10 protein-coding genes are annotated in these 12,706 nt (G+C 41.0%); 2 read left to right on the top strand and 8 right to left on the bottom strand.

The features are described from left to right. Position 1 precedes the first annotated feature (1 nt). The 5 genes from rsxC to ACRD69_RS08985 all read right to left on the bottom strand — a co-directional run bounded on the left by rsxC (position 2) and on the right by ACRD69_RS08985 (position 6,384). A complete protein-coding gene (gene rsxC, locus ACRD69_RS09005; RefSeq protein WP_430814744.1) occupies positions 2 to 1,333 on the bottom strand; it encodes an electron transport complex subunit RsxC in 1,332 nt (443 codons plus the stop codon). 55 nt (positions 1,334 to 1,388) lie between these two features. Next, positions 1,389 to 2,249 carry a Fe-S cluster domain-containing protein gene (locus ACRD69_RS09000; protein ID WP_430814743.1) on the bottom strand — a complete coding sequence of 287 codons (861 nt, stop codon included), beginning with the start codon at positions 2,247 to 2,249 and terminating at the stop codon, positions 1,389 to 1,391. Between the two features lie 2 nt (positions 2,250 to 2,251). Then, entirely contained in the window at positions 2,252 to 2,677 is a 426-nt protein-coding gene (locus ACRD69_RS08995) for a SoxR reducing system RseC family protein (RefSeq protein ID WP_430814742.1), read from the bottom strand. Positions 2,678 to 2,907: 230 nt separating this feature from the next. Then, on the bottom strand, positions 2,908 to 4,980 hold the full coding sequence (locus ACRD69_RS08990) for a TonB-dependent receptor (protein WP_430814741.1): 2,073 nt from the start codon (positions 4,978 to 4,980) through the stop codon (positions 2,908 to 2,910). Beyond that, on the bottom strand, positions 4,981 to 6,384 hold the full coding sequence (locus ACRD69_RS08985; protein WP_430814740.1) for a PQQ-dependent sugar dehydrogenase: 1,404 nt from the start codon (positions 6,382 to 6,384) through the stop codon (positions 4,981 to 4,983). It abuts the gene before it with no gap. 941 nt (positions 6,385 to 7,325) lie between these two features. On the opposite strand from ACRD69_RS08985, the gene ACRD69_RS08980 reads away from it, so the two are divergent. Next, positions 7,326 to 8,267, top strand: a complete 942-nt coding sequence (locus ACRD69_RS08980) for a ketopantoate reductase family protein (RefSeq protein ID WP_430814739.1) — start codon at positions 7,326 to 7,328, stop codon at positions 8,265 to 8,267. A 162-nt stretch (positions 8,268 to 8,429) separates the two neighbouring features. Here the strand turns inward: ACRD69_RS08980 and ACRD69_RS08975 are convergent, their stop codons facing one another. The 3 genes from ACRD69_RS08975 to zwf all read right to left on the bottom strand — a co-directional run bounded on the left by ACRD69_RS08975 (position 8,430) and on the right by zwf (position 11,685). Next, on the bottom strand, positions 8,430 to 9,266 hold the full coding sequence (locus ACRD69_RS08975) for an alpha/beta hydrolase (protein WP_430814738.1): 837 nt from the start codon (positions 9,264 to 9,266) through the stop codon (positions 8,430 to 8,432). After that, entirely contained in the window at positions 9,263 to 9,970 is a 708-nt protein-coding gene (pgl, locus tag ACRD69_RS08970; protein ID WP_430814737.1) for a 6-phosphogluconolactonase, read from the bottom strand. The genes ACRD69_RS08975 and pgl overlap by 4 nt, the downstream gene beginning before the upstream one ends. A 185-nt stretch (positions 9,971 to 10,155) precedes the next feature. Further along, positions 10,156 to 11,685 carry a glucose-6-phosphate dehydrogenase gene (gene zwf / locus ACRD69_RS08965; RefSeq protein WP_430814736.1) on the bottom strand — a complete coding sequence of 510 codons (1,530 nt, stop codon included), beginning with the start codon at positions 11,683 to 11,685 and terminating at the stop codon, positions 10,156 to 10,158. A 131-nt stretch (positions 11,686 to 11,816) separates the two neighbouring features. Here zwf and ACRD69_RS08960 point away from each other — a divergent pair, with 131 nt between their 5' ends. Next, positions 11,817 to 12,635, top strand: a complete 819-nt coding sequence (locus ACRD69_RS08960; RefSeq protein WP_430814735.1) for a helix-turn-helix transcriptional regulator — start codon at positions 11,817 to 11,819, stop codon at positions 12,633 to 12,635. Positions 12,636 to 12,706 lie beyond the last annotated feature (71 nt).

The raw sequence follows: 12,706 nt of genomic DNA, 5'->3' as shown, positions 1-12,706 counted from the left end.
ATTATTTAGTTCTGCTTCGCATGATTTGTCCAACCTTGCCTTTTCCTAAGCGGATGTAATCCAGCAATGGACGACCGGCAGGGCAGGTGTAACTACATGAGCCACATTCGATGCAGTCCATGATCTTTTCCTCTTCTGCTCTGTCCCAAATCGCTTTGTCAGACACTGTGCTCAGTAAATAAGGAGACAATCCCATTGGACAAACAGATACACACTTTGAACAGCGGATACATGCCTCCAATTTAGGTCGTTTGGCAATTGGCTGAGGCATGATCAGCACACCAGAACTACCTTTGGTAATCGGTACTTCAATAGAAGAAAGTGCTTTACCCATCATTGGACCACCACCAATTACCTTACCGGTATCTTCAGGTAGTCCGCCGGCCGCATCAATCAGTTGATTAAGGGGCGTACCAATACGGGTTAGGAAGTTCGATGGTTTAGTTACAGATTTACCGGTCACTGTAACAACGCGTTCAAACAGAGGCTTATTCTTTTGTACCGCTTCATAAACGGCCAGCGTCGTACCTACATTCTGAACAACGGCGCCAACTTCAATAGGTAACTTACCCGAAGGGATCTGACGGCCAATACAAGCATCGATCAGCTGTTTTTCACCACCCTGAGGATACTGAACTTTCAATGATTGAATGCTAATGCCAGTGTAATTTTTGGCAAGATCGCTCATGTGCTTAATGGCATCAGGCTTGTTGTTCTCAATACCAATGATCGCCTTATCCACTTTAAGAGCTTTCATTAGTAATTGTGTTCCAACCATGATTTCATCGCCTTTTTCCATCATTAACTGGTGGTCAGCTGTTAAATATGGCTCACATTCTACCCCGTTCAATATTAATACCTCACAGCTTTTTCCCGGAGGAACAGAAAGCTTAACATGAGCAGGGAAGGTTGCACCACCTAGTCCAACAATACCTGCTTCACCCACTTTCTTAATAATATCTTCTGGCGAAGCTGTAATTTCCTTAACTAATTCTTCTGAGCGGTCAATGCTTTCATCCCATTCATCGCCTTCAACTTTAATGATGATTGCTTTGCGTTTGTAACCACTGGCATCTAAAACTTCGTCAATTTTAAATACAGTACCTGAAACAGGTGAATGGATATTGGCTGATACAAAACCGGTTGATTTGGCAATTAACTGACCCACTTTTACTTCATCACCTTTTTTAACAACAGGCTCTGAAGGTGCTCCAATATGTTGGGCAATAGGAACCGAAACTTGCTCGGGAACGGGCAAGACCTCAATCTTTTGACCGGCTGAGAATTTGTTTTCTGCCGGGTGAACCCCTCCTAATGAGAATGTTTTTAACACGATTGGTCCTCCTATTTTATAATGTTTAATACTGTTTTTATTTTTTTAAGCGCTTCTATTCTGCTTTTTCTTCCACTGGTTTTTCCACCTTAGGCTTCGGAGGCGGGAAGTTAACCATATGAATTGCATTGGTTGGACATTCTGCTACACACTTACGGCATAATTTACATTTGTCGTAGTCGATGTAGGCCAGGTTGTTTTCAACAGTAATGGCATCGAATGGACAGATCTTCTGACATTTTTTACAACCAATACATGCCGCCGAACATGCTTTTTTAGCAGCTGCACCTTTGTCGGTATTAATACACGATACAAAAATGCGACGGTTCTTAGGTCCTTTTTTGCGAAGCTCAATGATGTTCTTAGGACACGCATCCACACAAGCACCGCATGATACACAGTTGTCTTCAATAATAACAGGAAGTCCTGTTTCTTCATCCATGTACATGGCATTGAATGCACAGGCATCAACACATTCGCCTAAGCCTAAACATCCATTTGAACAGCCCGTGTCACCACCGTATAAAGATGATGCAATTGAACAAGAAGTAGCACCGTCATACTCTGTGATGCGAGGACGGTTTTCGCACGTTCCGTTACAACGAACAACGGCTACCATCGGAGCTGCTGCTGCAACTTCTTTACCTAAAATAGCTGCTGCTGCACTCATGGTATCAGCACCACCCACCGGACAGTTTAAATCTGAAATGTCATCAGATTTAACCATGGCCTCAGCAAAGGCCCTACATCCAGGGAAACCACATCCACCACAATTGGCAGCTGGTAATGCTTCTTCAACCTGATCGATTCGCGGATCTTCAAAAACTTTGAATTTCTGTGCTACAAAATAAAGTATGATAGCAGCTAAAGCCCCTAACACACCTAACGAAATTATAGTTATCAGAACAACATTCATATTTAGTTGATTTGATGTTTTATAGTAAATGAAAAAGTTCTTTTCAGCTTATTTTTATTGGCGTATATGATAGCATAATACGGAACAAGAATGGCCAATGCTAATCCGGCTGCTAATAATTCATTATTAGTTAGGTAGAATGTTGATATAAGAGCCGCTAAAATGAGAATGATAGGATAGATGTAAGCCAGTAATACTGCTTTGGGAGCCAACGATTTCTTACCCAAAAGCATGACTTTTTGCCCGACATGCAGGTCACTTTCAAATTGATAGACATCAATCAGTTTGTCCTGTAAATCAGCCGCTGTACATGAACCTTTTGCATGGCAAGAAGCACATGCCGATTCGTTAACAATTCTCACTTTTACATGCTGTGGATTAACTTCTTCCACAAAGCCTTCGTGTTCTATGTAATCTATGTCTGCCATATACGTAGGGTCACAAATGTAACGAAGTAATGGAATTGTTGTAACTAAGGAAACATATTTGTATTTAGAATGAATTAAAATAAGAGGATTATCTTACAGTTAATTAGCTATAATTAAGCAATATTGCCAGTGATGTGCTGTAAATTATTGGTTGTAAAACAATTATAAAGAAAAAAATCTGCAATTAAATAAAGAAATATATCATGATTTTAATCAGTCAGCATCATACCCTATAATTGAATGATAATGCCTGCATACCAGTTTCGTGGCGGTGCCGGGTAATAATACCTTGGCGGCTTAGAGCCAAAAGAGGGGGCGTTAATAAGTAGCATCGACGCATAATGATTATCCGCTATGTTATTAATTCCGAGATATAAACTGCCTGACAGACCTGCTATTTGAATACGATGACTCACTTTACCATTTAGTACACTGTGATCAGTATATGTTTTACTGTTGCTGTCATTGAGGTATTGCTGACCAAAGAACTGATAGTTAAAATGGAAGTGGCTGTGTTTTAGCGTATAGTCAGCTGACAGATGAGCTGTGTACTCAGGAATACCCGGAAGATGCTTTTGACTATAGTTAACCCCGTCATCTGTGAAATCTTCAAATTGATTGATGGAGCCTGAGAATGTACCTTTAAAAACGATGGTGTTGTTTGTATTAATGAGCAATTGATGCCAGGCTGATACTTCTAATCCTTTATGACTTGTTTCCCCGGCATTGATGCCATAGAATATTTCTTCGCTTTCGCGTTTGGTAACCAGTAGGTTATTCAGTTTCATCCAATAAACTGTCAGATCGGCTTTGGTCTTGTTATTTACCGACTCGTAACGATAACCGATATCGAAATGGTAACCTTCCTCAGGTTTCACTGAGGCATTAAAGCTACCATCGGGCATTTGTGCTTCTTCGACAGATGGCGTTGAAAACCCATGACCAGCCGCCGCGAAAAGATTGGACGTGTTAGTGAGTGCATAATTGATGCCCAAGCGGGGAGACAGGGTGGCCGGGTATTGATGGTTCGACTCTTGTCCGGTTGACTGATCCTCATTCTTATATGCTGTACTATTAAAGTTTAAGCCTGTTTGTATAATTAGTTTATCAGTGACATCGATATCGAGTAAGCCGAAAAGATTGATGTAGCGTCGTTCTATGTCATTTTCACTCAATAGCTGTCCCTCATTAGTTGGCTTCACACCATATAGTTTTATGGTATTGAATTCATTCATGGCCTCAAGTCCGGCAGTTAGTCGGAAACGACCTGTTTGGTATGTCAGTTTATTACGGATGCCAATAGCCCTTTTTTTTTCATCAAGACGGTTAAAGGGTCTGAGTTCATCCAGACCTGTTGTAATGCCAAACAGATTGAGTGAGTTGGAAAGGCGATTGCCAAGGCCTGAGCTCAGGCCGATGTTCAGGATCTGCCTTTGGGATTTTTCATAGCCTTCGATAGCTGCCCAGGAGTCAGCTGCTTTTTCAGGTTGATTATAAAAGTCGATACTGTCAAGTGAACTTGGTATATGAGCATTGAGGTATCGATAATTATATAGATAATGCAATATATGGGTACCCAGACTGTATCTGGCTTTCAGGGTGATGTTGAAACGCTCATATTCACTGTTATCCCTGTAGCCATCGGAGGTGAGGTGATTGGCTGTTATCCCTGTAGTGCCTTTGTTGTGTTTGATCGCAGCCGACAACTGGTTGGAGAATGTTCCATAACTGCCAGTTTCGCTATTTGCAGTCAGGCTTGTCCGGGTAGTTCTGTGCCATGGATCAATAAGAACCACGCCTCCCAATCCGGCGCCATAAAGAGCTGATGACGGACCTTTTAATATTCTGATGCTGTTGATGTCGTTAAATCCAATGTCTTCTATTGATGTTACACCATCCCCATCGGTTATCGGAATATCTCCCCAATAAGCCTTTATGCGATTGCTGTTATAAGGGGTGCGTGAACCAATGCCCCTGATGGTTATCCTGCTGGTATTAAGTGCTCCCTGCTGCATTAATACACCCGGCATATTATTAAGCTGTTGTGACAATAGGAATGAGTTACCGGCATGAATCGTCAATGAATCAATATGAACGATACTGCCCGGCCACTGCTGCTCAGACAGAATGGTGACCGGTGCATTTATTGTGACTTCATCAAGTTGAAGAGGCTTGATCTCTGTCGTATCAGCATTTGCAAAAGACGTTTGTGCACGACTGCTTAATGTAATGAGCAGAGTGGTCATCACTATTAGAATCCGCACTGCACAGTACTTGTATGTCAATAGAGCCTTATGCAACATTTAATTATCTATTGGCACTAGCCTCAATATTTTCCCTGGTTTTTCAATGGCCACATAGATATAGCCGTCAGGACTCATTTCAACATTTCTAACTCTGCCAATCCCTTCCAACAGCTTTTCTTCATGGATAATGTTTTCACCATTGATCACTACTCTGTGAAGATATTCAAACCGCAGGGAACCGGTTAGTATATTGTTTTTCCAATTAGGATAGCGATCGCCCTTGACGAACGTCATTCCGCATGGGGCGATGCTGGGTACCCAGTAATGCAGTGGCTGTTCCATGCCCGCTTTGGCGGTATCGTTTGTAAATGTTGTTCCGTTATAATTGATGCCAAATGAAATGACCGGCCAGCCATAGTTTTTGCCGGCCTCAATGATATTGATTTCATCACCACCTTTGGGGCCATGTTCATCGGTCCAGATACGTCCTGTTTCAGGATGCATACAGACGCCTTGCGGATTGCGGTGTCCGTATGAGTAGATAGTAGGGCGTGCATCTTTATCATTGACAAACGGATTGTCTTTGGGTATACGACCATCATCATGAATTCGGTGAATCTTGCCACAGTCGTTATCCAATGTCTGGGGATTACGATCCCGGTTTCCTCTGTCACCAACTGAGAAATAGAGGTAGCCTTCTTTATCGAATTCAAGTTTACATCCAAAGTGATGACGTTTGTTCGTGGAAGGAGAAGCCTTAAATATTAACTCTTTATCTGTTAGTTGAGTGCCTTGCAGGCGGGCTCTCATAATAGCCGTATTGGCAATGCCTTTATTGTCATCATCAGGTGATGAGTAGGCTATATATATCCAGCCATTTTCTTCATAGCGGGGGTGTAGCTCAAGGTCAAGCAATCCTCCTTGTCCTTTTGCAAATACTTCAGGAGAATTGTTAATGGTTAAAAGTTGCTTGTCAGTGGTGAAAAGCAACAGGGCACCACTGCGTTCAGAAATGAGCAGCTGACCATCAGGTAAAAACTCTAAGCCCCAGGGAACATCCGGTCCATCGACAATGGTATCAACCCTGAAAGATTGCACTTCACTTTTGTGTATGGTGGACGAAGATGATGATTCGTCAGGTTCTGACGTTTTTGCCTCGGAAAGTGTCAGAATGTAATCGGCCAGTTGTTCGATCTCTTTATCGTTTAATCCTTTCTCAAATGATGGCATACCATAGGATATACGTCCCAGTTTTATGCTGTTAATAATTTCATCTTTGCTGCTGCCAAACAACCATTGCCGGTTGGTGAAAGGAGATTTATTATCATTGTGACAACCAATGCAGTAATCATTATATAATCGTTCTGCATTATTGGGTAGTTTACTGGTGTTCTTAGAATGACACCCGCTTGTAAGCAGCAAGCCTGCGCTTAGGATTATAAGCGATAATAACCTTTTCATAATAACGATATTGGGTGAGTCGGTATTATAACAATGCATTTTAGTTTTTGTTTTTAGATTTTAACAGCAGATCAATTCATTGAATAGTTTTCGGCCTTTAAACGAGTCGTTGGCTCGCCTGAAAAAATCTGCTTAAATCATGTTAGATTTTAATATACCGAGGCCCGTTTGCTGGGTTCGTATTTAACAAAATGGCAATAAAATCGTCCTGTTAAAGCGTCCTGGCACAGAGGCGCCTGCTCCCTAATAAATACGGGACTTCTTCGGATCAACCTCGCTGCCAGCGAGGTTGATCCGAAGAAGTCCCGAAGAAATACCGAAGGAGCTCCGAAGAAGACTCATGGAATTACCGAAGCCATTTTTAGGGCATAATGGTACAGAAATCTGCTATAAACTGCTCCTGTAAGTGTATTATTGTAAAATAGGAATTTTCATTGGGTGATTTAATATATATATCATGAAATCGATCCGGTTCAGCCATTTCGGCGGGCACATAGCCACCGGGTTAACTCATGCCCATCAATCCGGTGCAACAGCAATTTTTCTTTGCGCTTCTGTTCCATGCACCGATATAGCTAATGCTCGATCATGTAAATAATTGACGGGCACAATTAATAAGAAAGACCAAATCATCTAAAGGTCATTATATATACAAGATGTATTGAACTGGCGCTTCAGGAATTCTTCGCATTATTAACATGTTTCTGTAGGATAGTTGTCAATCGTGTAGTATGTTATCGACCCACTTAAACCGATTGTTCATATAAATCCAAACAATCGTTTATTTACAAATCATATGAAAAATATCGTGGATATTGCTTATTCAAATAACAATATTCGGATTCATGAATTTATATTTGTCATGAAATTAAGTACAGGCATGTACCTGTTAAGGTATTACAATGGCAGGTTATTGATATTTAAGAAAAACTTACAAGAACATGAAAATTGCAGTTATTGGAACAGGAGGCGTAGGTGGATATTTTGGAGCCAAACTGGCTCAGGCAGGCAATGATGTAACATTTATAGCCCGCGGGCAGCACCTGGAGGCTATCAGGTCAAACGGATTGCTGGTCAAAAGTGTTAATGGAGATATGCATATTCCCAATGCTCAAGTTAGTGATACGATCACCGATATTACGAATGCCGACTTAGTTTTGACAGCAGTAAAGGCTTGGCAGATAAAGGATATCAGGAATGATATAAAGCAGATCATTCATGAAAAAAGTATTGTTTTGCCTTTGCAAAATGGCGTGATGGCTGCCGATGAATTAGCTGAAGTTATCCCTGAAAAGCAGGTGATGGGAGGTTTGTGCCGGATCTTTAGTTTAATAGAAGCGCCTGGTGTGATTAACCATGTTGGTTTTAAACCTGAAATTGTTTTCGGAGAGAGAAATGGAGTACAAACACCAGAAATGGAGGTTTTAAGTCAGTTATTTGACAATGCAGGTATCGCCTGTAAAGCTTCACGTGATATTGAGGCCGATGTATGGAAGAAGTTTATTTTTATCTGCACCAGTGCTTTGCTGGCAGTGACAAAAACAAGCTATGGTGAACTACGCGAGCTGAAAGAAACACGGCAGATGATGATTGCCTTGTTGAATGAAATATATGCTGTTTCGCAGAAAAAGGGTGTAAAGATTAAGCCTGATTTTATAGATAAAACCATTGCTGTGATTGATGCGGTGGCCTATGAATCTACTTCGTCTCTTACGCGCGATGTGTGGGAGGGTAAGCCTTCAGAAATTGATTACCAGAACGGGACAGTGGTTAAGCTGGCAGAGAAATATGGCGTGGATGTACCTGTTAATCGCTTTGTTTACGATTGTATTTTACCAATGGAGCTGAAGGCGAGGGGCAAATTTAATCGACAAACATCCTAATGATCTCTTTTTGTGATAAATTGATTTTTAAAAATCCCCGTAATGGTTTTTAAAAATGCTCCTTATGTTTTATGAAACTTCCCGTAATGATTTTATGATGTTTTAAGAGTGATTGTAAATGGCAGTAATACAGTGTGTAGTGTATTTTTAACGACTCTGATCTTAGTTCTCTATCCTCTTTTTGATCCATTCGATACATTTACCGGCAAGTAATTCGCGTTGCGCATCATTATGTACCTCATGATACATGCCGTCGAATTCGATGTATTGGATGGATTCCGGTGTTTTGGCTGCAACATCCCTGCTGGCCAGGTGCGATGTAATCTGGTCTTTACTTCCGTGAAGCAGCAGCGTTGGTACTTTCAGTAGCTTACTGTTGGCCATGGCCCACCTGCCTTGCTTCATAATGTTGTTTAGCAGACGAAAGGAAATGCGTCCGTGGTTGAGTTCGTCAATGTTATAAGCCTGAACTTCATGTCGGTTACTGCTGATATGATTGGAGTCCATTCTGCTTTTAGTTGTTACATTGGGAATGAGGTAACTAAAAAGGCGGACAAAGAGTCTGGAAACAGCAGATAATTCATTGCTTAACCTTAGCCATGGTGATGAGATAATGGCGCCTTTAAACGGGTAATTGCGTTGCAGCAGGTAATTGAAGGCTATGTTACCACCCATGCTATGACCATACAGAAACTTGGGAATACCCTGGTACAATGATTCAGCTTTATCTATTAACTTATCAACATCATCAAGCAATTGCTGATATGACTGAATAAGGCCACGCTTACCTTCTGATTGACCATGCCCGATTTGATCCATACTGATAAAGGCAATGTTTTCGTGTTCGAAAAGCTTGATGTATGTAGTGTAACGAGAACAGTGCTCGCCAAAACCATGCACTAATACGACCACAGCTTTGGGAGTTGCAGGTGTTCTCCAGGTTTGTCCAAATAACTTCTTTCCTGAAACAGATGAGATGGTAAAAGTTTCCCGGATCATTTCATTAATTTGTTAGCTGCATCTGCATCCATTAGCCAGACTGTTTTATTTGTATCAACCATTGCAGCTGGATATTGCTTATAATTGCCTTTCTGATTAATGATCTCATCCACTTTTTCAGCCTTATTGCCGCCGGTGACCAAAAAGAATATCTGTTGACTGTTGTTGATAACATTTCCGCTCAGGGTCACTCTGTTTTGTCCTGTTTCAGGGTGCTGTGCCAGTTCGCATATGGCTTTGCTATTCCATAGTTGGGCCTGGTGTGGGAAAATTGAAGCAGTATGACCGTCGTCGCCCATGCCTAAAAGCATCATGTCAAAACAAGGTAGACCATTGAGTTTGGGAACATTTTCATCAATTTGCCTGATGTAGTCAGCTAATGCCTCATTAGGCGTTAACTCACCTTTTACTCTGAAAATATTTACTCCGCGTGTCTTAACATGGTCAAAGAGATATTCGCGGGTCATGCCAAAATTGCTCTCCGGGTCATTGGGTGCGACGCAACGCTCATCTCCCCAAAAGAAGCGGATTTTAGTCCAGTCAATTGACTTTGCATAGTTTTTTGCCAGGACCTCGAAAATAGTCTTTGGCGTACTTCCACCCGATAGTGCGATGTGTAATTCAGGTTTTTCCTGGCTGGCTTTCAATAGTAAATCTCCAAAGTATCTGGCTAATTCTTCTTTATTATCGAATATCTTTTGCATGGCTCTTTAGTTGGGAGTTAATGGTTGATGAACTGTCAAACTGTTATATCGTCTACCCGTCGATTCCGATAGCTATCAGGAGATGAACTGTCGACCTGATGATGAATTTATATTAGTTATCAATAGCTCATTTTTCATTTTTATAATCATGTTAATAGTCTTGAATCTTAATTTAATGACTCAAATTACAATTCACAGTAATTGCCATCATTGGCCAGGTTCTTACAAGGGTAGCGCCACGTAATGTTTTTTTCTTCAATTAGTTCATCTGAAACATCGGGCCCCCATGTTCCGGCCGGATAACCATGAACAGGAATGCTGCTGTCGCTTTTCCAGGCATTAAGTATGGGGTCAACAAATTTCCAGGCTGCTTCCACTGCATCTCCCCGGTGATAGAGTGTGCTGTCGCCTAACATGCAGTCGAGCAGTAAGCGTTCATAAGCACTTGGCAAATAGGTGTCTGATAAGTCGCTGTAATGAAAATCCATATTAACATTTTGCACCTTAAAGCCTGCTCCGGGTACTTTCATGCCAAATTTCATCAGTACTCCTTCATCGGGTTGTATACGAATAACCAGCTGGTTGTGGTTTTTAGCGATGGATTCATCATCGGCAAACAGGTGATGTGGTGTGGCCTTAAAATGAATAACGATTTCAGTTACACGAGTAGGCATCATTTTGCCACTGCGTATATAAAATGGTACATCGGCCCATCGCCAGTTGTCGATAAATAGTTTAATGGCAGCAAAGGTCTCTGTACGAGAGTCTGGCGCAACACCTTCTTCATCGCGATAGCCATTTACCTTTTGACCTTTAATGGTAGACGCAATGTACTGACCGCGAATGGCATACTGAGCAACCTCCTTTTCTTTAATTGGTCGCAGGGAGTGGAACACCTTGGCAATTTCATTACGAATATTGTTGGAGTCAATTAAAGCTGGCGGCTCCATGGCTACCAGTCCTACCAGCAATAATAAGTGATTTTGAATCATATCCCGCATTGCACCCGATCCTTCGTAGTATCCTCCGCGATTGCCAACACCTATATTCTCGGCTCCTGTTATTTCAACATGATGAATATAGTTGCGGTTCCATAATGGTTCGAAAATACCATTTGAAAAGCGGGTTACCAGCAGGTTTTGAACAGTTTCTTTACCAAGGTAATGGTCAATGCGGTAAATCTGCTCTTCGTTAAAGTATTTGAGTAATTGATTGTTAAGCTTCTGGGCAGTTGCAAGATCATAGCCAAACGGTTTTTCAACTATCAGCCTTTTAAACCCTGTTGATTCATCGCTCAAGCCTTGCAGTGAAAGCTGCTCGGGAATGATCTTGTACATACTTGGCGGTGTTGCCAGGTAGTAGATAAAATTGTTTTCGGTGCCACACTCTTCATCCAGTTCACGCAGTTTACCTTTTAACAGGCAGTATTCATCGGGTTCCTTGGTGTCAAAAGAAAAGTAGTGCAGCTTTTCAAGGTAGCTGTTAAGTTTCGCTTCATCATCAGGCTTATTTAAGGAAAACTGCTTGATACCGTCTTTCATCTTTTGACGAAAATCGGTATTGCTCAAGTCGGTTCTTCCCAATCCGAGGATGGCAAATTTTTCAGGTAACAATCCTTGTTCAAACAGATCGAATACAGCCGGAACTAACTTACGATAGGTTAAATCGCCAGAAGCACCAAAAATGACAAGTATATGGTTTTTAGGTTGAATCATATTTTGCAAAATTATTATCTATACAACAAGCCCGCAAGATAGCGAACCAGCATAGAATTTAACAAGTGCATACTTGTTATTGTTTGCAACATGACAGAAAGTAATTAACTTTCATTGATAATAAATACAGAATGGATTCAGGAATAGTTATTAAAGATAAACTGGAAGGGCGATTATTTAAAGTTTCCCGTTTTAAGGAAGTCATCAAGCGGACCAAACCGCATAAGCACGACCAGTATTATGAGTTAATCTTTCTGTTGAGTGGGGAAGGGTTTCATTCCATTGAGTCTGATCGCTATCAGATTTCGGTTGCTGAGTGCTTTTTTCTAAAGCCCGGTCAGTTGCATTACTGGCAGTTTACTTCTATACCAAAAGGCTTTGTACTCTTGTTTAAAGAGGAGGCATTTGACAGTATCCATGATGGTCAATTACTTAAGTTGTTAAAGCAGTTGTTTGACCTGGTTCGAATAAGTTTGCAATCTCCACAGTTTTATGAAACATTATTGGAATTGATGCATGCTGAGTTTAGCCTTTCATCATCAAAGAAAGTGATGGATGCTTTACTGTTAACAATATTTACCAAGCTAAGCGATGAATTGCAGATGGTCAATTCACAACAAAAGAGAACAGTAACTTTGTTGACGCGGTTTAATCAATTGATATCAAGGGAGGTGCCAAGGCTTAAGAAGGTGCATGAGTATGCTGAAGTGTTAAATACAACGCCTCAGAATATTAATCATATATGTCAGAAAGAATTAAAAGTAAGCGCCAGTGAGGTGATTAATAAACAGCTTGTTTTAGAAGCTAAGAGATACATTCTTCATACGGATTATAACATGAATGAAATAGCAGAATTTCTGCATTTTTCAGATAGTTCCAACTTTGTTAAGTTCTTCAAAAAGCATGTCGGTTTAACGCCTAAACAATACAGGGATCACTATTTTCAATAATACCATTTTTACAATTAATTGCACCATCACATTCAGAACCGTGTCCGTTAGTTTTGCTGTATAAATCTTAA

It is taken from the genome of Carboxylicivirga agarovorans (assembly GCF_050589845.1).
Taxonomy (GTDB): Bacteria; Bacteroidota; Bacteroidia; order Bacteroidales; family Marinilabiliaceae; genus Carboxylicivirga; species Carboxylicivirga agarovorans.
The sequence above is the reverse complement of the archived record's forward strand: the minus strand, read 5'-3'. Positions and strand labels throughout refer to the sequence as shown.